This is a genomic window from Sphingomonas sp. ID1715, from assembly GCF_013044515.1.
Classification (GTDB): Bacteria; Pseudomonadota; Alphaproteobacteria; order Sphingomonadales; family Sphingomonadaceae; genus Sphingomonas_B.
The window spans coordinates 140943-167378 of sequence record NZ_JABEPR010000003.1 but is presented as its reverse complement, the minus strand read 5'-3'; the positions used below and the strand labels follow the sequence as shown (position 1 = coordinate 167378).

Annotated in this window: 32 protein-coding genes; 28 read left to right on the top strand and 4 right to left on the bottom strand. The window is 66.3% G+C overall.

The window, feature by feature from the left end:
* Positions 1-56 precede the first annotated feature (56 nt).
* Positions 57-410 carry a hypothetical protein gene (locus tag HJG53_RS09890; protein WP_171130061.1) on the top strand — a complete coding sequence of 118 codons (354 nt, stop codon included), beginning with the start codon at positions 57-59 and terminating at the stop codon, positions 408-410.
* Here the strand turns inward: HJG53_RS09890 and pyk are convergent, their stop codons facing one another.
* Complete coding sequence (gene pyk, locus HJG53_RS09885; protein ID WP_171130059.1) at positions 411-1871, bottom strand: pyruvate kinase; 1461 nt, start codon at positions 1869-1871, stop codon at positions 411-413.
* Between the two features lie 71 nt (positions 1872-1942).
* Here pyk and HJG53_RS09880 point away from each other — a divergent pair, with 71 nt between their 5' ends.
* The 14 genes from HJG53_RS09880 to HJG53_RS09815 all read left to right on the top strand — a co-directional run bounded on the left by HJG53_RS09880 (position 1943) and on the right by HJG53_RS09815 (position 11832).
* Positions 1943-2242 carry a DUF1244 domain-containing protein gene (locus HJG53_RS09880; RefSeq protein ID WP_171130057.1) on the top strand — a complete coding sequence of 100 codons (300 nt, stop codon included), beginning with the start codon at positions 1943-1945 and terminating at the stop codon, positions 2240-2242.
* Between the two features lie 115 nt (positions 2243-2357).
* Positions 2358-3686 (top strand): amidohydrolase family protein, encoded by a 1329-nt coding sequence (locus tag HJG53_RS09875; RefSeq protein WP_171130055.1) that lies wholly within the window; start codon positions 2358-2360, stop codon positions 3684-3686.
* Between the two features lie 63 nt (positions 3687-3749).
* Entirely contained in the window at positions 3750-3989 is a 240-nt protein-coding gene (locus tag HJG53_RS09870) for a DUF2312 domain-containing protein (protein ID WP_171130053.1), read from the top strand.
* Between the two features lie 11 nt (positions 3990-4000).
* Positions 4001-4735, top strand: a complete 735-nt coding sequence (locus HJG53_RS09865; protein WP_171130051.1) for a YebC/PmpR family DNA-binding transcriptional regulator — start codon at positions 4001-4003, stop codon at positions 4733-4735.
* Positions 4732-5214, top strand: coding sequence for a crossover junction endodeoxyribonuclease RuvC (ruvC, locus tag HJG53_RS09860; protein ID WP_171130699.1), 483 nt, complete (start codon positions 4732-4734; stop codon positions 5212-5214). The genes HJG53_RS09865 and ruvC overlap by 4 nt, the downstream gene beginning before the upstream one ends.
* A 94-nt stretch (positions 5215-5308) precedes the next feature.
* Entirely contained in the window at positions 5309-5905 is a 597-nt protein-coding gene (gene ruvA, locus HJG53_RS09855) for a Holliday junction branch migration protein RuvA (protein WP_171130049.1), read from the top strand.
* On the top strand, positions 5902-6924 hold the full coding sequence (gene ruvB, locus HJG53_RS09850) for a Holliday junction branch migration DNA helicase RuvB (protein ID WP_171130046.1): 1023 nt from the start codon (positions 5902-5904) through the stop codon (positions 6922-6924). Before ruvA ends, ruvB begins: the two co-directional genes overlap by 4 nt.
* A 101-nt stretch (positions 6925-7025) precedes the next feature.
* Positions 7026-7475, top strand: coding sequence for a YbgC/FadM family acyl-CoA thioesterase (locus tag HJG53_RS09845; protein WP_171130044.1), 450 nt, complete (start codon positions 7026-7028; stop codon positions 7473-7475).
* Positions 7475-8170 carry a protein TolQ gene (tolQ, locus tag HJG53_RS09840; protein WP_171130042.1) on the top strand — a complete coding sequence of 232 codons (696 nt, stop codon included), beginning with the start codon at positions 7475-7477 and terminating at the stop codon, positions 8168-8170. Before HJG53_RS09845 ends, tolQ begins: the two co-directional genes overlap by 1 nt.
* On the top strand, positions 8170-8592 hold the full coding sequence (gene tolR / locus HJG53_RS09835; RefSeq protein ID WP_171130041.1) for a protein TolR: 423 nt from the start codon (positions 8170-8172) through the stop codon (positions 8590-8592). The genes tolQ and tolR overlap by 1 nt, the downstream gene beginning before the upstream one ends.
* A gap of 91 nt (positions 8593-8683) precedes the next feature.
* Positions 8684-9481, top strand: coding sequence for a cell envelope biogenesis protein TolA (locus HJG53_RS09830; protein ID WP_171130039.1), 798 nt, complete (start codon positions 8684-8686; stop codon positions 9479-9481).
* A gap of 45 nt (positions 9482-9526) precedes the next feature.
* Entirely contained in the window at positions 9527-10822 is a 1296-nt protein-coding gene (gene tolB / locus HJG53_RS09825) for a Tol-Pal system beta propeller repeat protein TolB (protein WP_254447702.1), read from the top strand.
* A 17-nt stretch (positions 10823-10839) separates the two neighbouring features.
* Positions 10840-11352 (top strand): peptidoglycan-associated lipoprotein Pal, encoded by a 513-nt coding sequence (gene pal / locus HJG53_RS09820; protein ID WP_171130035.1) that lies wholly within the window; start codon positions 10840-10842, stop codon positions 11350-11352.
* Entirely contained in the window at positions 11353-11832 is a 480-nt protein-coding gene (locus HJG53_RS09815; protein WP_171130033.1) for a hypothetical protein, read from the top strand.
* Positions 11833-12111: 279 nt separating this feature from the next.
* Here the strand turns inward: HJG53_RS09815 and HJG53_RS09810 are convergent, their stop codons facing one another.
* Genes HJG53_RS09810 through HJG53_RS09800 form a run of 3 tightly spaced genes read right to left on the bottom strand, consistent with a single transcriptional unit; the run spans position 12112 to position 14215 of the window.
* Positions 12112-12588, bottom strand: a complete 477-nt coding sequence (locus HJG53_RS09810; RefSeq protein ID WP_171130032.1) for a DUF2721 domain-containing protein — start codon at positions 12586-12588, stop codon at positions 12112-12114.
* Complete coding sequence (locus HJG53_RS09805; protein ID WP_171130030.1) at positions 12588-13007, bottom strand: thioesterase family protein; 420 nt, start codon at positions 13005-13007, stop codon at positions 12588-12590. The genes HJG53_RS09810 and HJG53_RS09805 overlap by 1 nt, the downstream gene beginning before the upstream one ends.
* A complete protein-coding gene (locus HJG53_RS09800) occupies positions 13004-14215 on the bottom strand; it encodes an LL-diaminopimelate aminotransferase (RefSeq protein WP_171130028.1) in 1212 nt (403 codons plus the stop codon). The genes HJG53_RS09805 and HJG53_RS09800 overlap by 4 nt, the downstream gene beginning before the upstream one ends.
* 228 nt (positions 14216-14443) lie before the next feature.
* On the opposite strand from HJG53_RS09800, the gene HJG53_RS09795 reads away from it, so the two are divergent.
* The 13 genes from HJG53_RS09795 (at position 14444) to HJG53_RS09735 (ending at position 26174) form a co-directional block, all read left to right on the top strand.
* Positions 14444-17185 (top strand): TonB-dependent receptor, encoded by a 2742-nt coding sequence (locus HJG53_RS09795; RefSeq protein ID WP_171130026.1) that lies wholly within the window; start codon positions 14444-14446, stop codon positions 17183-17185.
* Positions 17186-17344: 159 nt separating this feature from the next.
* Positions 17345-18325 (top strand): hypothetical protein, encoded by a 981-nt coding sequence (locus tag HJG53_RS09790; RefSeq protein ID WP_171130024.1) that lies wholly within the window; start codon positions 17345-17347, stop codon positions 18323-18325.
* A 42-nt stretch (positions 18326-18367) separates the two neighbouring features.
* A complete protein-coding gene (locus HJG53_RS09785; protein ID WP_171130022.1) occupies positions 18368-18934 on the top strand; it encodes a NifU family protein in 567 nt (188 codons plus the stop codon).
* Positions 18934-19521, top strand: a complete 588-nt coding sequence (locus HJG53_RS09780; RefSeq protein ID WP_171130021.1) for a malonic semialdehyde reductase — start codon at positions 18934-18936, stop codon at positions 19519-19521. The genes HJG53_RS09785 and HJG53_RS09780 overlap by 1 nt, the downstream gene beginning before the upstream one ends.
* Entirely contained in the window at positions 19518-20135 is a 618-nt protein-coding gene (tsaB, locus tag HJG53_RS09775; RefSeq protein ID WP_171130020.1) for a tRNA (adenosine(37)-N6)-threonylcarbamoyltransferase complex dimerization subunit type 1 TsaB, read from the top strand. Before HJG53_RS09780 ends, tsaB begins: the two co-directional genes overlap by 4 nt.
* Positions 20132-20617, top strand: coding sequence for a GNAT family N-acetyltransferase (locus HJG53_RS09770; RefSeq protein WP_368039556.1), 486 nt, complete (start codon positions 20132-20134; stop codon positions 20615-20617). Before tsaB ends, HJG53_RS09770 begins: the two co-directional genes overlap by 4 nt.
* Positions 20618-20721: 104 nt before the next feature.
* Positions 20722-21138 (top strand): MucR family transcriptional regulator, encoded by a 417-nt coding sequence (locus HJG53_RS09765; RefSeq protein WP_171130019.1) that lies wholly within the window; start codon positions 20722-20724, stop codon positions 21136-21138.
* A 62-nt stretch (positions 21139-21200) separates the two neighbouring features.
* Entirely contained in the window at positions 21201-21623 is a 423-nt protein-coding gene (locus HJG53_RS09760; protein WP_171130018.1) for a Fur family transcriptional regulator, read from the top strand.
* Between the two features lie 25 nt (positions 21624-21648).
* The gene (locus tag HJG53_RS09755; RefSeq protein ID WP_254447674.1) at positions 21649-22350 is read left to right on the top strand and encodes a 1-acyl-sn-glycerol-3-phosphate acyltransferase; all 702 of its coding nucleotides are present in this window, start codon (positions 21649-21651) and stop codon (positions 22348-22350) included.
* Positions 22347-23669, top strand: coding sequence for a tRNA (N6-isopentenyl adenosine(37)-C2)-methylthiotransferase MiaB (gene miaB / locus HJG53_RS09750; RefSeq protein WP_171130694.1), 1323 nt, complete (start codon positions 22347-22349; stop codon positions 23667-23669). Before HJG53_RS09755 ends, miaB begins: the two co-directional genes overlap by 4 nt.
* Before the next feature lie 105 nt (positions 23670-23774).
* Complete coding sequence (locus tag HJG53_RS09745; protein ID WP_171130016.1) at positions 23775-24770, top strand: PhoH family protein; 996 nt, start codon at positions 23775-23777, stop codon at positions 24768-24770.
* The gene (ybeY, locus tag HJG53_RS09740; RefSeq protein ID WP_171130015.1) at positions 24767-25297 is read left to right on the top strand and encodes an rRNA maturation RNase YbeY; all 531 of its coding nucleotides are present in this window, start codon (positions 24767-24769) and stop codon (positions 25295-25297) included. Before HJG53_RS09745 ends, ybeY begins: the two co-directional genes overlap by 4 nt.
* The gene (locus HJG53_RS09735; RefSeq protein ID WP_171130013.1) at positions 25278-26174 is read left to right on the top strand and encodes a hemolysin family protein; all 897 of its coding nucleotides are present in this window, start codon (positions 25278-25280) and stop codon (positions 26172-26174) included. Before ybeY ends, HJG53_RS09735 begins: the two co-directional genes overlap by 20 nt.
* The last annotated feature ends 262 nt before the right edge of the window (positions 26175-26436 follow it).

Genomic DNA, 26436 nt, shown 5'->3' with positions numbered 1-26436 from the left:
CCGCCTGAGCGCGCCCGGTCTTGCTCATGCGCGCCGGCCATGGTCATGCCAGGCGCATGAAGAGACTTGCCACCGCTCTGCCGTTGATCGCCGCCGGCTGCGCCACTGCGCCGGTCACGGGCGATCTGCCGCAGACGCCGCCGGTCGCCTCCGCGTCCGGGCTCGAGCGCGTGCTCGGGCACGATGCCAGGAGCCTGATCGGGCTGTTCGGCCAACCCGAACTCGATGTGCGGGAAGAGGCCGCGCGCAAGCTGCAGTTCGCCGGTCCGATCTGTGTGCTCGATGCCTATCTTTATTCCAAAGGCGGCCGCGAGGCGGTCGTCACCTATGTCGACGCGCGCCAGCCCGACGGCCGCGACATCGACCGCGCTAGCTGCGTGGCAGCTTTGGCGGCTGCGCATCGGCGTTAGCTATTCGGCAGAATGCCGCTTCAGCTCGTCGCCGATGATGCGCGCGACGTGGAGCACGTTCGTCGAGCCCGGCGTCCCGAACGGCACCCCGGCCATGACGATGACCCGATCCCCGGCCTTGGCGATGCCGTGGCGGAGCGCCATGCGCTTGGATTTCGCGATCATTTCTTCGAACGAGCCGACATCCTTGGTGCGGACCGCATGTACGCCCCAGAGCAGGCCCAGGCGGCGGGCCGTCTCCAGCTTTGGGGTCAGTACCAGCAGCGGCACCGAGGGACGTTCGCGCGCGATGCGGCGGGCCGTCGATCCGGAGGAGGTGAAGCATATGATCGCGGCGGCGGAGACGGTGTTGGTGATCTCGCCCGCCGCCTCGGCGAGAGCGTCAGCCGTCGTCGGGTCGGGTCGCGTCTCGGTGAAGTGGACGCGCGCCGAATAGCCCGGATCGCGTTCGACCGCGTTGGCGATCGAGTTCATCATCGCGACCGATTCTTCGGGCCAGTCACCCGCGGCGCTTTCGGCCGACAGCATCACCGCGTCCGCGCCGTCGTAGATGGCGGTCGCCACGTCCGAGACCTCGGCGCGGGTGGGCGTCGGCGCCTTGATCATCGATTCGAGCATCTGGGTCGCGACCACCACCGGCCGGCCCATGCGGCGCGCGCACTCGACGATCCGCTTTTGGGCCGGCGGCACGTCCTGCGGCGGCAGTTCGACGCCGAGATCGCCGCGCGCGACCATCACCGCGTCGCAAATCTCGAGAATCGATTCGAGTCGCTCGATCGCGGCCGGCTTCTCGATCTTCGCGAGCAGGGCAGCGCGCCCTTGGATCAACCGGCGCGCTTCGGCGACGTCCTCCGGTCGCTGCACGAAGCTCAGCGCCACCCAGTCGACACCCTGATCCAGCGCAAAGGCCAGATCGGAACGATCCTTTTCGGTCAACGCGGCGAGCGGGACCACCACATCCGGAACGTTCAGCCCCTTGTTGTTGCTGAGCATCCCGCCGACCTCGACCCGCGTCGCGATGCGGTCGTGCGAGGCTTCGGTCACGCGCAGCACCAATTTGCCGTCGTCGAGCAGCAGCCGCGAGCCTTCTTCGAGCGCCACGAAGATCTCGCGGTGCGGCAGGCAGACCCGGGTCGCGTTGCCGGGGCTCGTATCCCGATCGAGGATGAAGGCCTGACCGGTTTTCAGCTCGGCCCGGCCGTCCGCGAAAGCGCCCACCCGCAATTTCGGGCCTTGCAGGTCGACCAATATGGTCGTCGGCCGGCCGAGCGTCTTTTCGAGTGCGCGAATGTGCGCGATCGTCTCGGCATGCCCCGCTTGTGCGCCATGGCTCATATTGACGCGGAAGGCGTCGGCGCCGGCCCGGAACAGCCGTTCGATCATCTCGGGCGTGCGGCTTGCAGGCCCCAAAGTAGCGAGGATGCGGACCTTGCGGGATCTGGGTTCGACGAAGCTCGCCATGGTCACTCGTGCGGTTGGACAGGGCGGCTCTAGCCGCTACGACCACACGATCAACCGTGAAGGAACACCCGATGGTCGAATATAGCGACGCGGCGGCCGCTGCCGTCTTCCGTCGGCTGGTCCATCATCTGCAGCAGCGCACCGACGCGCAGAATGTCGACCTGATGGGCCTGGCCGGCTTCTGCCGCAACTGTCTGGGTGACTGGCTTGCCGAAGCGAGCGACGGTGCCCTGACCAAGGACCAGGCGCGCGAGGCGGTGTACGGCATGCCCGATGGCGAGTGGAAGGCCAGTCATCAGGGCACCGCCACGCCGGAGCAGCTCGCGAGGATGGAAGCGAGCGTCGCGCGCAACCGGGAACTGGGACTTTAGTCCTCAACACGGCTTGGCCTGAGCTTGTGGAAGGCCTCCCTTCTTCCTAGGGCGCTGAAACGAAAGGGAGGGCTTCGGCCAGGGTGCCAAGCTCAGCCCAGATGGGAGGATAGTCTTGAGATTTATAGTCGTTGCTGCTGCCCTGCTCGCATCCGCGGCCACTGCCCAAACACCGCAACCAGCCCCGAAAGTCACCTACATCCAGGCCGGTGCGCTCCTCGCCAAGCCCGGTGAGCCGCCGCTCGGCAACAGCACCATCATCGTTCGCGACGGCAAGATTGCGGAGGTGCGCAACGGCTTCGTCGATCCCGAAGCCGGCGCGGCTCTGGTCGATCTCCGCAACCAGTTCGTCCTGCCGGGCCTGATCGACATGCACGTCCACTTCTATTCGACTGGCTACCCCCTTCAGGCGCGGATGAACGCAACGAGTCGGGATCGGGAAGACGCCTTTGTCGATGCGGTCGGCAATGCGCGGCGGACCCTCGATGCGGGCTTCACGACCGTGCGTGATCTCGGCGCCGAGTATCCACGCGGCATCCGGGCGTTGCGCGACGCGATCGCGCGCGGTGAGATTGCCGGCCCGACCATCGTCAATGCCGGCGAGATGATCTCGGTCAGCGCCGGTCATGGCGACGCGAACGGCCTGCGCGAAGACTATGCCCATGCCGAGCGCATGCACTCGACCGCACTCTGCAACGGCGCCGACGATTGCCGCCGCGCGACCCGCGACCAGATCTTCATGGGCGCCGAGGTGATCAAGTTCGCGGCCTCGGGCGGCGTCGGCTCCAACATCGCCGGCGGGCTCGAGGCGCAGATGACGTCCGACGAGATGAAGGCGATCGTCGACACCGCGCACAGCTTCGGCCGCAAGGTGACGGCGCATGCGCATGGCAAGTCGGGCATCGACCTGGCGCTGAAGGCCGGCGTCGATTCGATCGAGCATGGCAGCTATCTGGATGAAGAGACCTTCCGCCTGTTCAAGCAGACCGGCGCCTATCTGGTGCCGACGATGCATGCGTTCGAAAGCGTAATCCGGCAGGGCCGCGCCGGCGAGCGCCCGCCCGCATCCGCCGCGAAGGCGGAACAGGTGGCGAAGGTCGTGAAGGATGCGCACCGCCGCGCCTTTGCGAGCGGCATCAAGGTCGCGTTCGGGACCGACTCGGGTGTCGGCCCGCACGGCACCAACGCGCTCGAGTTCACCTATATGACGCAGGTCGGCATGCCGCCGGCCCGCGCGATCCGCACTGCAACCGTCGATGCCGCGACCCTGCTCGGTCAGGCCGACCGGATCGGCACCATTGAGCCAGGCAAGGAAGCGGACATTATCGCGGTCACCGGCAATCCGACCGAGGATGTGAAGCGGCTGGAGCGTGTCGAGTTCGTGATGAAGGACGGGCGTATCCACAAGCTTCAGGGCCAGCGACGGTCTTTCCCGGCCGAATAGCATTGAGGGGCGGGCGCGGTTCGCCTAGAGCCGCGCCTTCACCTGAGTGGGGACCAAGTTTCAATGAGTGACACTGTCGCGGCCGACCAGTTGCGCCTGTTCATCGAGCGCATCGAACGGCTGGAAGAAGAGAAGAAGGGCATCGCCGACGACGTCAAGGACGTCTATCTGGAGGCGAAGGCCAATGGCTATGACGTCAAGACGATGCGGGCCATCGTCCGGCTGCGCAAGATGGAGAAGAACGCCCGGCAGGAAGCCGACGCGCTGCTCGAAACCTATCGCGCGGCGCTGGGTCTGGAATAAGGAGCGGGGCCATGGCCGGCCATTCCAAATTCAAGAACATCATGCACCGGAAGGGCGCGCAGGATAAGAAGCGCTCCGCCGCCTTTTCCAAGCTCAGCCGCGAAATCACGGTGGCGGCGAAGATGGGTGCGCCCGATCCGGACATGAACCCCCGCCTGCGCGCGGCCGTCAACGCGGCCAAGGCGGCGTCGATGCCGAAGGACAATATCCAGCGCTCGATCGACAAGGCGAGCCGGGGCGATGCGGAGAGCTATGAGGAAGTGCGCTACGAGGCGTTCGGGCCCGGCGGCACGTCGCTGATCATCGAGGCACTGACCGATAATCGCAACCGCACCGCGACGAACGTTCGCACCGCCGTCACCAAGAACGGCGGCAACATGGCGACCGTGTCGCACGGCTTCGACCGGCTGGGGCTGATCACCTATCCGGCAAGCGTCGGCGATGCCGAGAAGGTGTTCGAGGCGGCTCTGGAAGCGGGCGCCGAGGATGTCGAATCGGATGAGGACGAACACCGCATCTGGACGGCGATGGATTCGCTCCACGAGGTGGCGAAGGGCCTGACCGGCACGCTTGGCGAGCCGGAAGGCGCCAAGCTGGCCTGGCGGCCGCATATGCAGGTGGGCGTCGCCGAGGATGATGCCAGGCTGCTGTTCAAGATGATCGACACGCTCGACGACGATGACGACGTGCAGACCGTCTGGGGCAATTACGACGTGCCCGAGGACGTGATGGAGCGGCTCGGCTGATCGTCCTCGGGCTCGATCCGGGCCTTGGCACGACCGGCTGGGGCGTGATCCGGACGCAAGGCAGCCGGTTGAGCCATGTCGCCAATGGCCGGATCGTCACCGATGCAAAGCAGGAGCTTGGGCGACGCCTCGTCGAACTGGACGCGGCGCTCGCCCGCCTGCTGGCGGAGTTCCAGCCTGGTGCCGCGGCGGTCGAGGAGGTGTTCGTTAACAAGAACCCCCAATCCACGCTGAAGCTCGGCCAGGCGCGCGGGGTCGTGCTGCTGGCGGCGGCGAGGGCGGGGATCGCGGTCGGCGAATATTCGCCGAGCTTGGTCAAGAAGGCGGTGGTCGGCACCGGCAGCGCGGAAAAGGCGCAGGTGCACGCGATGGTCTCGCGACTGCTGCCCGGGATCGAGATCGCCGGAGCCGATGCAGGGGACGCGCTGGCGGTCGCGATCTGCCACGCGCATCATCTGTCCACTGCGCGAAAAATATGAGTTCCGCTCGTCCCGAGCGCAGTCGAGGGGCGCTTGTACGAACTGGGAGCAGCGCCCCTCGACTTCGCTCGGGACGAGCGCATAAGGCGGTCGCATGATTGCACGGTTGAGCGGGGCACTGGCAGAAGTGGCGGCAGATCACGCCGTGATCGATGTCGGCGGCGTCGGCTATCTCGTCCAGGCTTCATCCCGCACCCTGTCGGCGATCGGCCCGGTGGGCGGCTCCGTGATGATCTTCACTGAAATGCAGGTCCGCGAGGACTCGATGACGCTGTTCGGCTTCGGTTCGGCGGCCGAGCGGGACTGGTTCCGTCTCTTGACCGGGGTGCAGGGCGTCGGCGGACGTGTCGCCCTCGCCATCCTGTCGGTGCTGTCCGCGGACGAGTTGCGCAAGGCGGTGGCCGCCGGCGACAAGACGATGGTGTCGCGCGCCAACGGGGTGGGTCCCAAGCTTGCCGAACGCATCGTCCGCGAGCTGAAGGACAAGGTCGGCGGCCTCGTGCTCGGCCCAGCCGCGCTCGCCAGCGCCCCGACCACCGGCGCCGCCAGCGATGCCGTTTCCGCCCTCACCAATCTCGGCTTCCGCCCTGCGGAGGCCAGCGCCGCGGTCGCTGCTGCGAACGATGAGCTTGGCGACGGCGCCAGCCTCGACGCGCTGGTACGACTGGCGCTGAAGAAGGCGGCGCGATGACAGATGCCGATCGCATCCTGACCGCTGCGCGCAAGCCGGAGGACATCGACGCCGCGCTGCGACCCAAGCGGCTCGACGAGTTCGTCGGGCAGAAGGCGGCGCGGGAGAATCTGCGCGTATTCATCGAGGCGGCGCGGGTGCGGGGCGATGCGCTCGACCATGTGCTGTTCTTCGGGCCGCCGGGGCTCGGCAAGACGACGCTGGCGCAGATCGTCGCGCGGGAAATGGGCGTCGGGTTCCGGGCTACGTCCGGGCCGGTGATCGTCAAGTCGGGCGACCTCGCGGCACTGCTGACCAACCTGGAAGACGGCGACGTCCTTTTCATCGACGAGATTCACCGGCTCGCGCCAGCGGTCGAGGAGGTGCTTTATCCCGCGATGGAGGACCGCGCCCTCGACCTGATGATCGGCGAGGGGCCGTCGGCGCGCTCGGTGCGGATCGACCTGCCGCGCTTCACCCTGGTCGGCGCAACGACGCGGCAGGGGCTGCTGACCACGCCCTTGCGCGACCGCTTCGGCATTCCCTTGAGGCTGCAATTTTACAGCGTCGAAGAGCTCGAACAGGTGGTGCGCCGCGCCGCCGGGCTGCTCAACCTCGACATTGCCGAGGATGGCGCCCGCGAGATCGCGCGGCGCTCGCGCGGCACGCCGCGTATCGCCGGTCGCCTGCTGCGCCGCGTGCGCGACTTCGCCAATGTCGCGGGCGAAGGCGTCGTCCATGCCGAAGTGGCCGACAAGGCGCTCAACCGGCTGGAGATTGACCAGCTCGGCCTCGACGCGATGGACCGGCGCTACCTCCATATGATCGCCGACATCTACCGAGGAGGCCCGGTCGGCGTCGAGACGCTCGCGGCCGGCCTTTCGGAACCGCGCGACACGATCGAGGAAGTGATCGAGCCCTATCTAATCCAGCTTGGCCTGATCGCTCGCACCGCACGCGGGCGCTGCCTGAACGGGCCGGGCTGGAAGCACCTTGGCCTGAACCCGCCGGCCAACGGGCAGGACGGATTGTTCGACTAGATCCTTCGAAACGGCGTCTCGAAGGAACGTTCGGACAAGCCGTTACTCTGAGACGGCGAACCGGGGTTGGACCCTGAGTCCCGTTCAGTTAAGGCCGCGCCATGGAGCCGGAAGATCTTCCGCGCCGGGGCCGCATCGTCGGCCGCGAACATCGTTTTCCCGTCCGAGTGTTCTTCGAGGACACCGACCTGTCGGGCGTCGTCTATCACGCCAATTATCTCCGCTACATGGAGCGCGCGCGGTCCGACATGCTGGCCGTCGCGGGCATCGACCAGCGCGGCAGCTGGGAGAGCGGGGAAGGCGTGTATGTCGTCGCGGACCTTTCGATCCGCTACCTGCGTTCCGCCCGCCTGGATGACGCGCTGATCGTCGTCACCACCCTTAAGAGGATCGGTGCCGCGAGCGTCACTATTCATCAGCGAGTCATGTTGGACGGGGAAATCCTGACCGACGCGACGGTACTTGCGGCGTTCGTGGAGGCGGGTGGCGGCCGGCCCAAGCGCCAGCCGCGGCACTGGCTGACCATCTTCGAAGGCCTGTTGGAGGAATAGTGGATCAGCTTTTCGTGAATGCCGACGCCGCGACGCTGTCGCCCATCGGCCTGTTCCTGCAGGCCGACTGGGTCGTGAAGCTCGTGATGCTGGGGCTGCTGTTTGCCAGCATCTGGACTTGGGCGATCATCATCGGCTTCGGCATGCGGCTGCGGCGGATCGTCGCGCAATCCGACCAGTATGAGCATGACTTCTGGAAAGCGACCGACGTCGACCGCTTCTATGAGCGCAATGGCCAGGACGATGTGCCGATCGCGCGCATTCTCGATGCCGGGCTCAAGGAATGGCGGCGCTCGACCGCGGCCAAGAAGGTCGATGCCGAGGGCGTGCGCTCCCGTCTGGCGACGCTGATGGCGAGCGCGAGCGCGGCCGAGATCGACCAATTGTCCGGCCGGCTGAATGTGCTGGCGACGGTAGGCAGCGTGGCGCCCTTTGTCGGCCTGTTCGGCACGGTCTGGGGCATCATGCGCAGCTTCACGGCCATCGCGGCGGAGCAGAATTCCTCGCTGGCGGTGGTGGCGCCGGGCATTGCCGAGGCGCTGTTCGCGACCGCGATCGGCCTGTTCGCCGCGATTCCGGCGGTGATCGCCTATAACCGCTTCAGCCACGGCCTGAACCGGCTGGAGGCGCGGTTGCTGCGCTTTGCCGACAAGTTCCACGCGACGCTGTCGCGCGAATTGGACGGGGAGGCCTGATGGCGGTCAAGCTCCCCTCCGCCAGCCGCGGGCGCTCGCGCGCGCCGATGGCCGAGATCAATGTCACGCCGCTCGTCGACGTCATGCTGGTGCTGCTGATCATCTTCATGGTGACGGCGCCGCTGCTGACCGCCGGCGTGCCGGTGAACCTGCCCCAGTCCAAGGCCGGTGCGCTGAAACAGGACAAGGAGCCGGTGACGCTCTCGATCGAAAAGACGGGCGAGGTCTATCTCGGCGAGGAGCAGATCGCGCCCGAGCAGCTGGGTGAGCGGCTGCGCAGCATCGCGGCAGAGGACCCGAGCCAGATATTCCTGCGCGCGGACCGGTCGCTCGATTACGGTGCCGTCATGTCGGTGCTCGGCGAGCTGAACCGTGCCGGGTTGAACAAGGTGGCGCTGGTCAGCGTCGGCGACGAAAGATGACGCCTTCACTCGTCATTCCCGCGAAAGCGGGAACCCAGCACTTCTTCCCCTACTGGGTCTCCGCTTTCGCGGGGATGACGAAGGTGGCGTAGTGGACCGCGCGGAGAAACTCGGCCTTGGCGCAGCGACCGCGGGACATATCGTCCTGTTCGGCCTGCTCTCGGTCGGCTTTCTCGCCACGCCCAACCCGTTGAAGATAGAGCGCAATCCGGTTGAGGTGACGTTCGCCGAGGATGTCGGACTGGAGGCGACCGCACCGCGCGCGTCGCAGCAGCCGCCGGCGACCAGCGTCGCGCCGGAACTCGGCGAACCCGAGCCCGCGCCGCCCACGCCGTCGCAATCCTTGCCCGAGCCGGCGCCAGCGCCTGCCGAGCCTGCACCAGCACCGATCCCCGCCCCCAAGCCCCAGCCGGCAAAGCCGCCCGTGCGTCGGGAACAGGCAAAGGCCGCTCCGGCAAAGCCCGCGCCACCCGCCAAGGTCACGCCGAAGGGCGCGCGGTTGGGCCCCGATTTCCTGAAGGGTCTGACGGAGACGGCGAGCGTCAGCCGCACCGCCCAGGCATCAGCGCCGACGATCGGCCCCCGCGAACAGGCGTCGCTGGCGGCTGAGCTCAAGCGCCAGCTGAAACCCCATTGGCGACCGCCGAGTGGCGCCGATGTCGACCAGCTGCGCGTCACGATCGTTGCCAATCTGCGCGAGGACGGCTCCATCGACGGCGAGCCTCGCGTCGTCGGACCGACGGGCGTGACGCCGAGCAATCGAGCGCAGGCCGATCTGTTCGTCGAGCGTGCGCTGGCCGCGGTGCGGCGGGCGGCGCCTTATGATTTTCCGAAGCAATATTACGCGGCGTGGAAGACGATCCGGCCGCAACTCTATGAGGGGCTGTAGATGAAGTATCTCGCGTTCGCGCTCCTGCTGAGTTCGGGGGCCGCCATGGCCCAGGAGCAGGGTCTTTCGACCGAGCCGCAGGGCGGACTCAGCGTCGACGTCACCGCGTCTGCTGGCGACGACCTGAAGATCGCGGTGCCGGTCCTCGCCACGGATCAGGTGCGGCAGACCGCCGCGGGCGGGACCGATGCCTTGGGCCGCCAGATCGCTGACGTGATCGCATCGGATCTGCGCGGCAGCGGCCTGTTCCGCCCGATCGGACCCGGTGGCATTCCCAACGTCAGCTTCGCCGAGGCCAATGCCCCGAACTTCGGGGTGTGGCCGCAGACCGGGGCGGAGGCGCTGGTCAGCGGCTTCGTGCGGGCGGGCAGCGACGGACAGCTGACGGTCGGCTGCTATCTTTACGACGTGAACCTGAAGTCGGAGCTCAAGCGCACCGGCTTCGTCGTCGCCCCGCGCGACTGGCGGCGAGCGGCGCACAAATGCGCGGACATGATCTATGCGCGCCTGTCGGGCGAAAGCCCGTTCTTCGACAGCCGCATCGCCTATATCGCCGAGACGGGACCCAAGGATAAGCGGGTCAAGCGGCTCGCGATCATGGATTCGGACGGCGCCAATCACCGCTTCCTGACCAACGGCCAAAACCTCGTTCTGACGCCGCGCTTTTCGCCCGACTACAAGTCGATCGTCTATGTGAGCTACCAGCAGCGGCGGCCGCATGTGTTCGTCTATGACATCGGGACGGGCAGGCAGCGGCTGGTGCTTAACAGCGGCGCGCAGGTGATCGCGCCCCGCTTCTCGCCCGACGGACGCTGGCTGCTCTTCTCGATGAGCCAGGGCGGCAATACCGACATCTACAAGATGCCGGCCACCGGGGGCGAGCCGACCCGTCTCACCAACTCGCCGGGCATCGATGTGGGCGGCAGCTTCTCGCCCGATGGGCAGCGGATCGTGTTCGAAAGCGACCGGTCGGGATCGCAGCAGCTTTACGTGATGAACGCCGATGGCTCGAACCAGCAGCGCATCAGCTTTGGCGGCGGCGCCTTCGCCACGCCCGAATGGAGCCCGCGCGGCGACCTGATCGCATTTACGCGTGTCGGCAGCTTCCGGGTCGGCGTGATGTCGCCGTCAGGAGGGGGCGAGCGGCTGCTGACCAATGGCTGGCAGGACGAAAGCCCGACCTGGTCGCCGAACGGTCGCGTCATCCAGTTCTTTCGCAGCACGCCGGGTCGCAGCGGCACCGCCAGCGTGTGGCAGGTCGACCTGACCGGCCGCAACACCCGCAAGATTCCGACGCCGGTCGATGGATCGGATCCGACCTGGGGACCGTTGCTTCCCTGAAACGAAGGAGGTTTGAAATGAGACTAGGCCACAGCCTGATGATCGCCACTGCGCTGGTCGCCGTTGCTGGCTGCGCGAAGAAGCCGCCGAAGGAACTGCCGCCGGCGCCAGTGGAGACGCCTGCTGCCGAAGTGGCGCCCACGGACCCGAATGCCGGCGCGCCGCAGCCCGGCAGCCAGGCGCATTTCGTCGCCAATGTCAGCTCGGATCGCATCTTCTTCGATACCGATCAGTCGGAGGTCGATGCCGAGGACCAGGCGACGCTGCAGAGCCAGGCCACTTATCTGAAGCAATATCCGCAGGTGCGCGTCACGATCGAAGGCCATGCCGACGAACGGGGCACCCGCGAATATAATCTCGCGCTGGGCGAGCGCCGGGCCAATGCCGCGAAGAACTATCTCGCCTCACTCGGCATCGACGCGGGCCGCATCAGCACGATCAGCTATGGCAAGGAACGGCCGGAAGCGACCGGCTCAGACGAGCAGAGCTGGGCGCGCAACCGCCGCGCCGTCACCGTGACGGTGCAGTAAGTGAAGGCACGGTTCGGGACGGCGGCGGCTTTGCTGGCGCTGGGCGCCTGTGTGCGCCCCAGCGAAGCGCCGCCGCCACCCGCCGCGCCGACGCCTGCGCCGACTCCCGCGCCATCCCCACTACCGCCGCCCGTCGATTGGCAGGACCGCGCCTATAGCCCCGGCGACTGGAGCTATGCGGCACGCGAAGCGCGGTTCGGCGCGCTCGCGCTGATCCGGTGCGAGCTGGCCGGCCGCCGCGTCGCCATCGAGCTGCCGGGCGCGGCGGCGGGACCGCTGATCGTCCGCACCAGCTATGGCGATACGTCGCGCACAGGGGTCGCGGGATCGAACGGCTATCGCGTCGAGCTGCCGGCGAGCGATCCGCTGCTCGACCAGATCGCCTATAGCCGCGGCCGGTTCATGCTGTCGGCGGGCGGGCGAGAGCTGATCCTGCCGGCCTGGCCCGAAGTTGCGCGGGTGGTGGAAGACTGCCGCTAAAGCGCGGCGCAACCCGACCAGAATCGTTCGAAAAAATATTTTGCGCAAGACTTGATCGTGGAGTCCTGGCGATTCACATTCGAGTCGTGGATCAGCCGATCCACATTGGCTTCAACAAGCGAAAGGAGGTGATCCGATGTCTCATGGTTCAGCAGAGAGGTCGGTTCTGTCCGTTCGGGAGCTGCGCGCCTAACGGGCTGCAGCCTTAAGGCTTCCGGGCGGCCTTCCGGCCGCTGACCATGTAAGGGGTTGCCGGGTCTGCGGATCCGGCAACCTTTTTCATTTTGGACGCGAGCCGCGCTCCTCGCGCTCCAGCAATTCTTCGCGCACCCGCAGCCCGCGGAGCGCAAGGTTGATCTCGATCAGGAAGAGCGCGAGCCCCGCGATCAGGAGGGCCATGCCGAGCACGAAGGCGATCGCCACCGCGACGCGGAAGGCAAGGCCGGCGAGCTGGGTGATGAACAGCAAGGCGACCAGCAGGCAGACCACGATCGCGCTCGCGACGATCAGCGCAATGGCAGCGTTGGCCAGCCGCATGCGCCGGTCGACCACGCGCAGTTCCAATACGTAACGGCGATGCTCCTCGCCCGTGCTCTCAGCATGGAGTTGCTCGAGCACCCGCGAGCGGTCGACCACCCGCGCCAGCCGCCCTGCGAGTACGTTCAGGATCGAGCCGATGCCGGCCAGCAGGAACACCGGCGCGATCGCCAGCTGGATGGTCTGCGCGATCGTCGAGATGGCCGGCAGGTCGTGCATCACTCGCCCTGGAAGCCGCGCACCTGCGCCTTGAATGCCTCGGGCAGCGGCTGCGAGCGGCCGGTGGCGAGATCGACGCCGACATAGACGAGCTCGATCGCCGCGCGCAGATCGTCGCCCTCGCCCTCCCCATGCAGCTCGACCGACCAGGTCATGCTCGCGGTGCCGAACCGCTCGATCCGCGTCCGCGTCTCGATCAGCTCGTCCAGCCGGATCGGCTTTACGTAGCGGACCGTGGCCGTGCCGACATGACATTCCGGCGTGTCCGAAGTGCCGGGCCGGCATCCCATCGCCCGCCAATATTCGGTCACCGCAATGTCGGCATATTCCAGATAGCGCGAGTTGAAGACGACCGATTGCGGATCGACTTCGGCATAGCGGACGCGAATGGGAAAGCGGTACCGGAACGCCTCGCTCATCCGCGCTGGCTCGCGCCCGGCGTGTTGACGCCCATGCTTTGCAGATAGCGCTTCACCTGGCGTGCCGCCTGGCGCAGGCGCTGTTCGTTCTCGACCATGGCGATGCGGACGAAGCCTTCGCCATTCTCGCCATAGCCGACGCCCGGCGCCACAGCGACCTTGGCATGGGTGAGCAATTGTTTCGAGAATTCAAGGCTGCCGAGATGGGCGAGCGCGGGCGGCAGGGGCGCCCAGGCGAACATCGATGCCGGCGGTGCGGGGATGTCCCAGCCGGCGCGGCCGAAGCTCTCGACCAGCACGTCGCGGCGCTTGTGATAGAGTTCGCGGTTCTTCTCGACGATGTCCTGCGGGCCGTTGAGCGCCGCACAGGCGGCGGCCTGGACCGGCGTGAAGGCGCCGTAATCCAGATAGGATTTCACCCGCGTCATGGCCGCGATCAGCTGCTTGTTGCCGACGGCAAAGCCGATCCGCCAGCCGGCCATCGAATAGGTTTTGGAGAGCGATGTGAACTCGACCGCCACGTCCTTGGCGCCGTTGACCTGCAGGATCGACACGGTCGGCTTGCCGTCGAAATACAGCTCCGAATAGGCGAGGTCGGAGATCACCCAGACCTTGTTCTCGCGCGCCCAGGCGACCAGCCGCTCATAAAAGCCAATGTCCACCGTCTCAGCAGTCGGGTTGGACGGGTAGTTGACGACCAGCACGCTCGGCCGGGGAACGGTGAAGGCAATCGCGCGCTCGAGGCTGTCGAAATAGGCTTCGTCAGGCGTAGTCGGCACCGCACGGATGGTGGCGCCGGCCAGGATGAAGCCGAAAGTGTGGATCGGATAGGAGGGGTTGGGTGCCAGCACCACATCGCCGGGCGCGGTGATCGCGGTGGCGAGGCTCGCCAGGCCTTCCTTCGACCCCATGGTGACGACCACTTCGCTCTCGGGATCGACATCCACGCCGAACCGCCGGCCATAGTAATTGGCCTGGGCGCGCCGCAGACCGGGAATGCCCTTCGACTGTGAATAGCCATGGGCATCGGGCTTGCGCGCCACTTCGCACAGCTTTTCGATCACATGCGGCGGCGGCGGCAGGTCGGGATTGCCCATGCCGAGATCGATGATGTCCTCACCGCCCGCGCGTGCTGCCGCACGCATCGCGTTGACTTCGGCGATGACATAGGGCGGCAGCCGCTTGATGCGGTAAAAATCGGTGTCCATGGCGCGATCGCCTTACCGTGCGCGGCGCGTTCGCTCCACCCCGCTTCGCTTGCTCAAGAACAAGCCGCGCTTGCCGTAGCGTCAATGTCACAGCGTCCGCAAACTGTTGCAAAAACGCCGCTACTCTCACGAAAAAGCGCGGATTTCCGCCATTCGGCGTGGATGTTCGGACGGGGCAATCGTAAACACCGCAACAAGGCCGAAAAGGTCATTTGGTGGGAGGATGACATGCGCAAGACTGGTTGGCTGCTCTCTGCAGCGCTGATTTCCATCGCGACGCCGGGCTTTGCCCAGGATACGCAGAGCGCCACGTCCGTTACGGAATCGGCGTCCGCGCCGGGTGAGGAAACCACGAATTCGGGCGACATCATCGTCACGGCAACCCGCCGTGCCGAAGCTCTGTCGGACGTGCCGATCGCCGTCTCGGCCGTGACCGCCGAGTCGCTGCAGAACTCCGGCGCGAATGACATTCGGCAACTCAACCAGCTCGCCCCCTCGCTGCTCGTCTCCTCGACCGGCTCCGAAGCCAACGGCTCGGCCCGTATCCGCGGCATCGGCACGGTCGGCGACAATCCCGGCCTCGAAAGCTCGGTCGCGGTGTTCATCGACGGCGTCTATCGCTCGCGTTCGGGCATCGGCCTCAACGAACTCGGCGAGATCGACCGGGTCGAGGTGCTGCGCGGGCCGCAGGGCACGCTGTTCGGCCGCAACGCGTCGGCCGGCCTCATCCACATCATCTCCAAAAAGCCGAGCTTCGAGTTCGGGGGCATGGGTGAAATCTCGTACGGCAACTACGATTTCATCCGCGCGCAGGGCGCCGTGACCGGCCCGCTGACGGAACAGCTCGCCGCCCGGCTCGAGGGTGTGTACGTCAAGCGTGACGGCTTCTACCGCGACCCGGCCAACAACACCCGCGTGAACGATCGCGACCGCTATTTCGTCCGCGGCCAACTGCTGTTCGAGCCGAGCGATGATCTGAGCTTCCGCCTGATCGGCGACTATACCAAGCGCGACGAGAAGTGCTGCGCGGCGGTCTATCTCGGCAATGATGTCGTCAACACGATCGGTAACCTGAACACGCCGGTAACGCCGGGCACGGGCGGGCCGCTGCCCGCAGTCGGCAACAACAACAACATCGTCGATGTGCTGAACGATCTCGGCCAGCCGCTCAGCCGTTTCCAGAACGCCTATAGCCGCGTCATCTCGGTCTCGCCGGGCCGCAGCTTTGCCGGCGACACCAAGGATTGGGGCGTCTCGCTCGAGGCCAACTGGAATCTGGGGCCGGCGACGCTCACCTCGATCACGGGCTATCGCGATTACAAGTCGGGCCAGGCGTCCGACACCGACTACAGCTCGGTCGACATCCTCTACCGCGCGCCGGGCGTAACCGGCCGCGCCTTCCGCACCTTCAGCCAGGAACTCCGGCTGCAGGGTTCCGCCTTCGACGACAAGCTCGACTGGCTGGTTGGCGCCTTCTACGCCGATGAAGATCTGCACGTGAACGATAACCTGCGCTTCGGCAACCAATATGGCCGCTTTGCCACTTGCCGGATCGTGTCGGGAGGTGCGCTTTCCGCGCTCTATTCGCCGACGTCGCCGGGCTGCCTTGCCGCGCGCCCAGCGGCTTTCGGCGCGGCGTCCCCGGCCGTCTATGCCGCGTTCGACCGCCTCGACTCGATCAACGATCGCGGCAGCACGCTCGATCGCTATTTCCAGAACAGTCGGAATTACGCGTTCTTCACGCACAATATCTTCCACCTGACCAGCAATCTCGATCTGACCGTCGGCCTTCGCTACACGAACGAGCGCAAGCGCTTCCGCGCGACCTTCGGCAACGACAACACCGCCTGCGTCGCCAACCAGCAGGCGCTGGTGCCCTTCCTGACCAACCCGGCGCTCGCCGCGGTGGCGGGTGGCCTGATCGGTCTTTCCTGCCAAGGCAACTCAACGTCCGAGCTGAACGGCGTGACGATCCGCGATCGCCGGAGCGAAGACGAGTGGACCGGCACCGGCGTGCTGTCCTACAAGCCGAACGACGACCTGCTGTTCTACGCCAGCTATTCGCGCGGTTATAAGGCGGGCGGGTTCAACCTCGACCGTTCGGCACTGAAGGCGCCGACCCTGCCGTTCGCGGCGACCCCAGGCGGTGCGCAGGGCTTGGTCGGCAATCTCCAGTTCGATCCGGAGATCAACAACGCGATCGAACTGGGCGGCAAATATTCGTCTGGTCCGCTCAGCTTGAACGTCGCTCTGTTCCGCCAGCAGTTCGACAGCTTCCAGCTGAACACGTTCAACGGCACCGTCTTCCTGGTCCAGAACATCAATGGTTGCAGCACCGACCTCGCCGGGGCGGACCGCGATCTCAGCGCGGCAACCGGTTCCTGCGCTGCCAAGAACGTGACCTATGGCGTGTCCTCGACGGGCGTCGAAATCGAAGCGGCCTTGCGCCCGGCGCGCGACGTGAACGTCAGCTTGGGCTTTACCTATGCGAACACCAAATATCGCGGGGATCTGGTCGGCAACGACCGTGGCGTGCCGCTCGATCCCGCGCTCCGCGTGTTGCCCGGCAACAACCTGTCGAACGCACCGGAAGTGGTGGTCACCGGTTCGGCGAGCTGGACGCCGGAGATCGGCAGCTCGGGCCTGCGCGGTCTCGTCTATGTCGATGCCCGCCTGACCGGCGATTACAACACCGGCTCGGACCTGTTCCCGCAAAAGGCGGAAGAGGGCTATACCGTCGTCAACGCCCGCGTTGGCCTGCGTGGCCCCCGCGAGATCTGGGCGGTCGAGTTCTGGGCGCAGAACGTGTTCAACACCAACTATGCGCAGGTCGCGTTCAACTCGCCGTTCCAGGCGGGTGCGACCAGCGCGCCGTTCGTCGACCCCGCCTTTCCCGGCAACCGGCAGCTCTTCTCGGCCTTCCTGGCCGAGCCGCGGACCTACGGCCTGACGCTGCGCACGCGCTTCTGACGCAGCTCGAAACGCGCACCAACAGAGGGGGCGGTGAGCGATCACCGCCCTTTTTCTTGCGCACTAAACCTCCGCTGAACGGGCAGTTCAGGGCGGGCTCACGCATCCTCTCCTAATCGGCGACGTTGAGAGCTTCGGGGCATGAGACGGAGGAGTCGCATGCGTAAAATGATGATGGGGCTGCTGCTCGCGGCGACGGCTGCGGCGCCGGCCCTTGCGGACAAGGGCGGCAAGGGTGGCGGCCATGGCAATGGTCATGGTGGCGGCAAGCACGCCCAGGCGGACTTCAAGGGCCATGGCGGCGGCAGGCATGCCCAGCAAGGCTGGAGCCGCGCGCCGGCGTTCGCCGACCGCGGGGCGCAGCACCGGCGCGCTCCGCCAATGCGATGGTATGGCGCCGACAGCTTCTCGCGGCCGATTCGTGTCGTGAGGGTCGACGACAAACAGGCGCGCAAGGCGTGGAAGCGCGAGCTGAAGGAGGAACGCAAGTTCGCCCGCGCCGTCTCCCGCGACGAATTCAGGCGGCCGGACCGCTGGACCCGCGTCGCGCCGCAGCCGGTCTATTATGAGCGGCCCATCTACGCGCCTGTGCGGTATGCCGAGCCAGTCATCCGCTATGCGCAGCCCGTCTATGTGCGCACCTATGCGCAGCCTTACTATCCGGCTGCTTATGCGCCGAGCTATGGCTATGCCGACCCTTATTCAGGCTATTATCCGGCATATAGTTCCGGCACCGGGCTTTTTGGCGGCGGCAATAATCTGCTTTCGACATTGCTACCGATCGTGCTTTCGGGCGTGCTCGGCGGCGACCTCGGGACCGGGCTCGGCGGTTGGGCCGGAGCGACGGGCCTCGCAGGCCTGGGCGGCCTTAGCGGGGCCGGTTATTCCGACTATAGCGCGGCGAACTATGGTGCCTATGACGGCTACGCCAGTTACGGCGATTACGGGAACTTCACCGATTACGGTGGCTACACCGCACTGTCCGAGCTGACCGGCGCCGATCCCTACGCCCTGCCGCTCCAGCAGATCGGCTATGGTGACTCCCTGTCCAGCGGATTGCTGCCCGCCAGCTACACGGGAGAGGGACTGGGCTCGTTGCTGGTCCCGGCGCTGCTGGGGCGGGGCGGATCGCTCTTCTAAGCGGCCTTGATCGGCATGGGCGTTCGGCCCACATGAACGCCCATGCTGATCGAAACCGAAACGACGCCCAACCCGGCGACGCTCAAATTCCTTCCCGGCCGCCCGGTCATGACCGGCGGCACGCGCGACTTCGCGACCCCGGAGGAGGCGGAGGTGTCGCCGCTCGCCGACGCGCTGTTCGGGCTGGGCGATGTCGAAGGCGTGTTCTTCGGCTCGGATTTCGTGTCAGTGACCGCAGCGCCGGGAGCCGAGTGGCGTGACCTGAAGCCGAACGTGCTTGCGCTGCTGCTCGACCATTTCTCCGGCGACATGCCGTTGTTCCGGCCCGGCTCTGCGGCGGGGATTGCGATCGACGATGCGATCGCGGACGATCCTGAGGATGCCGACATCGTGTCGCAGATCAAGGAGCTGATCGACACGCGGGTGCGTCCGGCCGTCGCCAATGACGGCGGCGACATCGTCTATCGCGGCTTTCAGCAGGGCACCGTCTATCTGAAGATGCAGGGCGCCTGCTCCGGCTGCCCGTCATCTACCGCGACGCTGAAGCAGGGCATCGAGCAGCTGCTGAAATATTACGTGCCCGAAGTCACCGAAGTGCGGGCGGTCTGATGCCCGCTCTTCCCGATACCGCGCTCGACCAGCTGTTCCGCACGGCGCGGAGCTATAACGGCTATCTGGATCGGCCCGTCGGCGAGGACCAGCTTCGCGCCATCTGGGACCTGATGAAGATGGGTCCGACCTCCGCCAACATGCTGCCCGCGCGGATCGTCTGGTGCGTGAGCGGTGAGGCGAAAGCCCAAATCGCCTCCTGCGCGATGGAAAAGAACGCGATCAAGATCCTCGCGGCGCCGGTGACCGCGATCATCGGCATGGACCTGGACTTCCACGAGCAGCTTCCGGAGCTGTTCCCCCACGACCAGACCGCCAGGCACTGGTTCCCCGATCCTGACGGGCGGCAGGTGCATGCCCTGCGCAACTCCTCGTTGCAGGGCGGCTATTTCATCATGGCCGCACGGGCGCTTGGGCTCGACACCGGCCCCATGTCGGGCTTCGACAATGCGAAGGTCGACGAGTTGTTCTTCGCCGGCACGAACGTGAAGTCCAACTTCATCTCGACGCTCGGCTATGGGGATCCGTCCACCATCTTCGGTCGCCTGCCGCGCCCGGAGTTCGAACGGTTCAACCAGATCCGTTGAGGCTGCTGGCGATCGAAACGGCAGCCGAGACCTGCTCGGTTGCCTTGTTCGAGGACGACCGGTTGCTCGACCACCGGCATGAGCGGGTCGGTCGCGGCCATGCGGAGCGGCTTATCCCCATGATCGCCGAGCTGCCGGAGCGCGGGCGCGCGGCGGCCTTGCTGGTCGATTGCGGCCCAGGCAGCTTCACCGGCGTTCGTGTCGGCCTCGCTGCGGCGCGCGCGTTCGGCCTCGCCTGGCGCGCCAGTGTCAGCGGCTATTCGTCGATGACGCTGATCGCAGCGACGGCCTTTGCGAGCGAGCGCGCACCGGACACCCTTGCCGTTGCCGTGATCGGCGGTCATGGTGAGTATTTCGTGCAACGTTTCGCAAGGCAGGGAGTGCAGCCGATCACCCCGCTGACGTCCTTGAAACCCGAAGACGCCGCGCGTGCCTGTGCGGGCGACGTGATCGCGGGGAGCGGCGGCGCGGCACTGCGCGCGGCCGGGGCGACGGGCGAACTGCTCGCCGTTGAGACCGATGCCCGCGCAACCAGCTTGCTTCCCGCCGGGCTCGCCGCTCTTCCGCCTTCTCCGATCTACGGCCGCGCGCCCGACGCGCGCCTGCCCGCGTGACGGTGGCAGCCGACCTCGACTTCCGGATCGAGCCGGCCGGCATGGCCGATCTGGCCGACGTGATGATCGCGATGGAAGACGCGTTCGACCCGCAATATGGGGAGGCCTGGACCGAGGCGCAGTGCGCCGGCGTGCTCGGCATGGTCGGAAGCTGGCTGCTGGTCGCCCGGGCGGGGGACGAGCCGGCGGGATTCGCACTGCTCCGCAAGGTGGCCGGCGAGGCCGAACTGCTGCTGATCGCGGTGCGCGACCGTTTCCGCCGCCAGGGCGTGGGCCGCACGCTGCTGAACCAGGCAATAGCGGATGCTGGTGCCAGCGGCGTCGAGACGCTCCATCTCGAGGTGCGGGACGGCAATCCGGCGGTGCTGCTGTATCGTGAGGCCGGCTTTGTTCAGGTCGGCAGCCGTCGCGGTTATTACCGTGGCCGAACGGGCAAGGTGTACGATGCTTCGACCTTCAAACGGCATCTTGGCGTCAACTAAAGGCCGTGCATCTATTTTCACCTTGATCTGTGTTTCGCCAGAAGACATGGGCCTCGAAGACCATCGCTTCCCGATGATCGGTTCAGAACGAGAGTTGCAAGTCCATGTCCGAACAGTCCGAGATGAAAGAAACGCTGATCACGCTTACCGCCGACATTGTCGCTGCGCATGTGAGCAACAACAGCGTGGCGGTGAACGATCTTCCGACGCTGATCTCGAACGTGCACACCGCCTTGACCGGCCTCGGCGGCCCGGCTCCGCAGCCCGAAGTCAAGCAGGAGCCCAAGGTCTCGGTGCGTGCGTCGATCAAGCCCGACTATATCGTCTGCCTCGAAGACGGCAAAAAGCTGAAGATGCTGAAGCGGCATCTGATGACTCATTATCAGATGACCCCCGAGCAATATCGCCAGAAGTGGAATCTTCCGGCCGATTACCCGATGGTCGCGCCGAACTACGCAGAGCAGCGCCGTTCGCTGGCCAAGAAGATCGGCCTGGGCACCAAGCGTCGCCGCAGCCGCTGAGCTTGCGCCCGCCTGCCGCTTTGACGGTGGCAGGCGGGCAACAAAGTCACTAGATCGGCCCGATGCATCGCAAGATCGACGTCGAGGCGCTGTGCGCCGAGAAGGGGCTGAGGATCACCGACCAGCGCAAGGTGATCGCGCGGGTCCTGTCCGAGTCCGAAGACCATCCGGACGTCGAAAAGGTGCATGCCCGGGCCTCCGCCATCGATCCCGGCATTTCGATCGCGACCGTCTATCGGACCGTCCGCCTGTTCGAGGAAGCGGGCATTCTCGAGCGTCACGATTTCGGCGATGGCCGCGCCCGCTACGAAGCCGCGCCGGAAGCCCATCACGACCATCTGATCGACGTCGAGACCGGCCGCGTCATCGAGTTCGTCGATCCGGAACTCGAACTTCTGCAACGCCAGATCGCAGAGAAGCTCGGCTTCCGGCTCGTCGACCACCGGATGGAACTCTACGGCGTCAAACTGGACCGGAAGGGCTGATCTGCTGCCCGCAATCCGCGGAAGCTTGCGTGTCCTGGCGCTCGTCGTGGCGCTGCTTTTCCACGTTCCCGCACACCTGATCACCCGCGCCGCCGGTCGCCAGTCGCACTGGCCCCGCCGCTTTCTTGCCCGAGTCGCCCACATCTGCGGCGCCGACCTCGAGGTGAAGGGCGAGCACCTCGCGAAGGACGTGCTGTTCGTCTCCAATCACCAGAGCTGGCTGGACATCCCGATCATCGCCGGCGCGACGGGAACCGCCTTCGTCGCGAACTCCGGCGTGCGTGACTGGCCGGTGGTCGGCTGGCTCGCCGGGTTCAACAACACCGTCTATGTCGACCGGGCCGACCGCGCCGGCGTGCATGGGCAGGTCGGGGCCGTGCGCGCCGCGCTTGAGCGGCATCAGCCAGTCGCGATCTTCCCGGAAGGCACGACGGCGCGCGAGCTGCTGCCGTTCAAGCCATCGTTGCTCGAAGTCGTGTCGCCGCCGCCGCGCGCAATCCGCGTTCAGCCGCTGCGCCTGACATTTGGTGCGCCGGAGCTCGCCTGGATCGGCGACGAGCCCGCGCTTGCGAATATCTGGCGCGTGCTGACCCATCGGCGCTTCCGCGTGCTGCTGGAGGCGCTGGAGCCGTTCGACCCGGCCGCGGCCGGGGATCGCAAGGCGATCGCCGCCGATGCGCGCGCGCGGATCGTCGCGGGTTCCGCGTGGACGCCGGGAAGCGTATAGGCGCGCCGGTGAATCGCTCTCCCCAAACCTATCGCGTCAAATCCTTCGGCTGCCAGATGAACGTCTATGACGGCGAGCGCATGGCCGAGCTGCTGAGCGCGCAGGGCCTGGCACCGGCGGAAGGCGAGGACGCCGATCTGGTCGTGCTCAACACCTGCCATATCCGGGAAAAGGCGGCGGAGAAGGTCTATTCGGACATCGGCCGCTTGCGCCGGGAGGACGGCACCCGCCCGCTCGTGGCGGTTGCCGGCTGCGTCGCGCAGGCCGAAGGCGCCGAGATCTACCGCCGCACCAGGGACGTGGACATCGTCGTCGGCCCGCAAGCCTACCATCGCCTACCCGAGCTGGTCGATGCGGCCGCCCGCGGCAGCCGCCCGCTCGACACGGACATGCCGCCGGTCTCCAAGTTCGACGCGCTGCCCGCGCGCGCGAGGCAGGTTCGGGCCAGCGCCTTTCTGACGGTGCAGGAAGGCTGCGACAAATTCTGCACCTATTGCGTGGTGCCGTATACGCGCGGCGCCGAGGTCTCGCGTTCTTGGAACGCCATTATGGACGAGGCCAAGGCACTGGTCGATGCGGGCGCGCGCGAGATCACCCTGCTCGGTCAGAACGTCAACGCCTGGTCCTATGACGGCCGCCATCTTCATGATCTGATCGAGGAATTGGCGAAGCTGCCCGGCCTCGCCCGCATCCGCTACACGACCAGCCATCCGAACGACATGCGCGACGGGCTGATTGCGGCGCATCGGGACATTCCCAAGCTGATGCCCTTCCTGCATCTGCCGGTGCAATCGGGCAGCGACCGCATCCTCAAGGCGATGAACCGCAGCCACACCTCCGCCAGCTATCTCGCGATCCTCGACCGGGTGCGGGACGCGCGGCCAGACATCGCGATCTCCGGCGACTATATCGTCGGCTTTCCGGGCGAAACGGACGCGGATTTCGAGGCCACGCTGGAGATCGTCCGCCGCATCGGCCACTCGATGGCCTTCAGCTTCAAATATTCGCCGCGACCCGGCACGCCCGCCGCGACCATGGCCGAGCAGATCGCGCCCGAGGTCATGGACGAGCGTCTGCAGCGCCTGCAGGCGCTCATCGTAGAACAGCAGATCGCCTTCAACCAGCGGCTCGTCGGCCGGCGCACCGAGGTACTGCTGGAACGGCCGGGCAAATATCCCGGCCAGCTGATCGGGAAATCGCCCTGGCTGCAGTCGATAGTTGTGGATGGCGGTGCGGTCGGCGAACTGATCGAGGTGGACATCGTCGCGGCGGGACCGAATAGTCTGACAGGCGTTATGTCCGACAGGCTCGCCGCCTGACCCGTTCCTCTACCCCGTTCGTTTCGAGCGTAGTCGAGAAACGCGGCGCCGCGACGAGGGTGTCTCGACTTCGCTCGACACGAACGGAGTTCCTTGTGGAGGACTATGTCGCGTAAGCCCGTTCCCGCCCAGCCGGGAGATCGCAGCCGCCTCGAAGTGGTCTTCGACCGGCCCCAGTTGCTCGGCCAGGTTTTCGGCCATTACGACCAGAATCTGGTCGCGATCGAGAACCGGCTCGGCGTCTATATCGCGGCGCGCGGCAACAAGCTGCAGATCGAGGGGGAAGCCGAAGCCGCGGCGCGGGCGCGGGACGTGCTGACCGGCCTCTATAATCGCATCGTGCAGGGTCAGGAGATCGACTCCGGCACCGTCGAGGCGGTGATCGCCATGTCGAACGAGCCGACGCTCGACGGCATCATCCGCACCGATGTCAGCCAGCCGCCGCCGGTGATGATCCGGACCCGCAAGAAGACGATCGTGCCGCGCTCGGCGACGCAGATCCGCTACATGGAGGCGCTCGCCCGCGATGAGATCATCTTCGCGCTCGGTCCGGCCGGCACCGGCAAGACCTATGTCGCGGTCGCACAGGCCGTGCAGCAGCTGATTCAGGGCTCGGTCGAGCGGCTGATCCTGTCGCGGCCGGCGGTGGAGGCGGGCGAGAAGCTCGGCTTCCTGCCCGGCGACATGAAGGAGAAGGTCGATCCCTATCTCCGCCCGCTCTATGACGCGCTCTACGACATGCTGCCGGCCGAACAGGTCGAACGCCGCATGGCGTCGGGCGAAATCGAGATCGCGCCGATCGCCTTCATGCGCGGCCGCACCCTCTCCAACGCCTTCATCATCCTCGACGAGGCGCAGAACACCACGCCGATGCAGATGAAGATGTTTCTGACGCGCTTCGGTGAGAATAGCCGCATGGTCGTCTGCGGCGACCCGCGCCAGGTGGACTTGCCCGACATCGGCAAGTCCGGGCTCGCCGACGCCGTTGCCCGCCTGGACGATGTGCGCGGCATTTCGATGGTCCGCTTCGGCTCCGCCGATGTCGTCCGCCATCCGCTCGTCGGGAAGATCGTCGACGCCTATGAGGGCGAGAGCCAGTGATCGACGTGGCCGTTCAGGCCGAAGCTCCTTGGCAGGGTGATTGGGAGGAACTGGCTAAAACGGCGTGCGAAGCGGCCGTTCTTTCCACGCCACATGCCGAACTCGCCGCCTCATCCGCGCTGGTCGAAATCTCGGTGCGCTTGACGTCGGACGCGGAAGTGCATCAGCTGAACCTTCAGTATCGGGGTAAGGACAAGCCCACCAATGTCCTGTCCTTCCCGATGGTGCAGGCGGACCTGCTCGAAACGGTCAGCCAGAACAGCGACGATGGCGAGCTTTTGCTCGGCGACATCGTGCTCGCGCACGGCGTCTGCGCGGGCGAGGCGGCGGAGAAGGGCGTGAGCCTGGATGCTCATGCCACCCACCTGATTGTTCATGGCACCTTGCATCTGCTAGGTTACGACCATCAGGGGTCGGCCGAGGCCGAGCATATGGAGTCGCTGGAGCGCGACATCCTGGCCCGCTTGGGCCTTCACGACCCCTATCACAGGGACGAACCGGAGTTCGATGCCAGAGGATTCGAGTAGGAACGGCCACGCCTCGGACGGGGGTGGCCGATTTTGGCGGGGTCTGCGCGACATGCTGTTCGGGGCCGAAAGCGAGCCCACGCTGCGCGACCAGATCGAGGAAGCGATCGAGGAGCATGAGGGCGAGCCGGCGGAAGCGGGCGACCTTTCCCCGATCGAGCGGCAGATGCTCCGCAACCTGCTGCATTTCGGCGAGCGGACGGTGGCCGACATCGCAGTGCCGCGTGCCGACATCATCGCGGTCCCGGAAAGCGTTTCCTTCGCCGAGCTCGTCGCGCATTTCTCGGACGCCGGGCACAGCCGCCTGCCGGTGTATCGCGAGAGCCTGGATCAGATCACCGGCATGATTCACATCAAGGACGTGTTCGAGATCCTGGCGAAGGGCGCGCCGCCGCCGGCCAGCATCGCCGACCTGATCCGCGAGCCGCGCTATGTGCCGACGTCGATGGGCGTGCTCGACCTGCTGGCAGAGATGCGGGCCACGCGCACCCACCTGGCGATCGTGCTCGACGAATATTCGGGCACCGAAGGCCTGGTCACGATCGAAGATTTGGTCGAGGAAATCGTCGGCGATATCGAGGACGAGCATGACGAGGCGCCGGAAGCGACGTTGATCGATTTGGGCGACGGCATGTGGGACGCCGATGCCCGCGCCGAACTCGAGGATGTTGCCGCCGAGCTCGATCCGCGGCTGGCGGAGGTCGAGGAGGATGTCGACACGCTCGGCGGCCTCGCCTTCGTGCTCGCCGGCCATGTGCCGACGCCAGGCGAGATCGTGGAGCATGCGAGCGGCTGGCGCATCGAAGTCACGCAAGGCGATGCCCGCCACGTGACTCGCGTCCGGCTGCATGCGCCCGAGCCGGTGCTGGAGGACTGATCTTTTCGGGAACAAGGCTGGGGATAAGGCGGTGAGTGTCACCGTTCCGCCGCAAATCCGAGTCGCCTCGCCCCAAAGCGATTGTGTCGCGTCCGAAATTGTCTAGTTATGGGACGCATTAGTGGATTGGCGCATCGTCCGCCGCCAGGCGTGGTGCGCGAGCGGAGGTGCCGAAAGGCTCTTCGGGTCATAGGAAGCGCTTATTTGCTTCCGCTGTGCCGCCGGTTCTTCACCCCCTGGCCGGCGGCACTTTTTTGCTCCG

Coding starts and splice junctions, on each gene's coding strand:
- HJG53_RS09890 (WP_171130061.1), top strand. CDS start 57: ATGAAGAGACTTGCCACCGCTCTGCCGTTGATCGCCGCCGGCTGCGCC.
- pyk (WP_171130059.1), bottom strand. CDS start 1,871: ATGGCGAGCTTCGTCGAACCCAGATCCCGCAAGGTCCGCATCCTCGCT.
- HJG53_RS09880 (WP_171130057.1), top strand. CDS start 1,943: ATGGTCGAATATAGCGACGCGGCGGCCGCTGCCGTCTTCCGTCGGCTG.
- HJG53_RS09870 (WP_171130053.1), top strand. CDS start 3,750: ATGAGTGACACTGTCGCGGCCGACCAGTTGCGCCTGTTCATCGAGCGC.
- HJG53_RS09865 (WP_171130051.1), top strand. CDS start 4,001: ATGGCCGGCCATTCCAAATTCAAGAACATCATGCACCGGAAGGGCGCG.
- ruvA (WP_171130049.1), top strand. CDS start 5,309: ATGATTGCACGGTTGAGCGGGGCACTGGCAGAAGTGGCGGCAGATCAC.
- ruvB (WP_171130046.1), top strand. CDS start 5,902: ATGACAGATGCCGATCGCATCCTGACCGCTGCGCGCAAGCCGGAGGAC.
- HJG53_RS09845 (WP_171130044.1), top strand. CDS start 7,026: ATGGAGCCGGAAGATCTTCCGCGCCGGGGCCGCATCGTCGGCCGCGAA.
- tolR (WP_171130041.1), top strand. CDS start 8,170: ATGGCGGTCAAGCTCCCCTCCGCCAGCCGCGGGCGCTCGCGCGCGCCG.
- tolB (WP_254447702.1), top strand. CDS start 9,527: ATGGCCCAGGAGCAGGGTCTTTCGACCGAGCCGCAGGGCGGACTCAGC.
- pal (WP_171130035.1), top strand. CDS start 10,840: ATGAGACTAGGCCACAGCCTGATGATCGCCACTGCGCTGGTCGCCGTT.
- HJG53_RS09810 (WP_171130032.1), bottom strand. CDS start 12,588: ATGCACGACCTGCCGGCCATCTCGACGATCGCGCAGACCATCCAGCTG.
- HJG53_RS09805 (WP_171130030.1), bottom strand. CDS start 13,007: ATGAGCGAGGCGTTCCGGTACCGCTTTCCCATTCGCGTCCGCTATGCC.
- HJG53_RS09800 (WP_171130028.1), bottom strand. CDS start 14,215: ATGGACACCGATTTTTACCGCATCAAGCGGCTGCCGCCCTATGTCATC.
- HJG53_RS09795 (WP_171130026.1), top strand. CDS start 14,444: ATGCGCAAGACTGGTTGGCTGCTCTCTGCAGCGCTGATTTCCATCGCG.
- HJG53_RS09790 (WP_171130024.1), top strand. CDS start 17,345: ATGCGTAAAATGATGATGGGGCTGCTGCTCGCGGCGACGGCTGCGGCG.
- HJG53_RS09785 (WP_171130022.1), top strand. CDS start 18,368: ATGCTGATCGAAACCGAAACGACGCCCAACCCGGCGACGCTCAAATTC.
- HJG53_RS09780 (WP_171130021.1), top strand. CDS start 18,934: ATGCCCGCTCTTCCCGATACCGCGCTCGACCAGCTGTTCCGCACGGCG.
- HJG53_RS09765 (WP_171130019.1), top strand. CDS start 20,722: ATGTCCGAACAGTCCGAGATGAAAGAAACGCTGATCACGCTTACCGCC.
- HJG53_RS09760 (WP_171130018.1), top strand. CDS start 21,201: ATGCATCGCAAGATCGACGTCGAGGCGCTGTGCGCCGAGAAGGGGCTG.
- HJG53_RS09745 (WP_171130016.1), top strand. CDS start 23,775: ATGTCGCGTAAGCCCGTTCCCGCCCAGCCGGGAGATCGCAGCCGCCTC.
- HJG53_RS09735 (WP_171130013.1), top strand. CDS start 25,278: ATGCCAGAGGATTCGAGTAGGAACGGCCACGCCTCGGACGGGGGTGGC.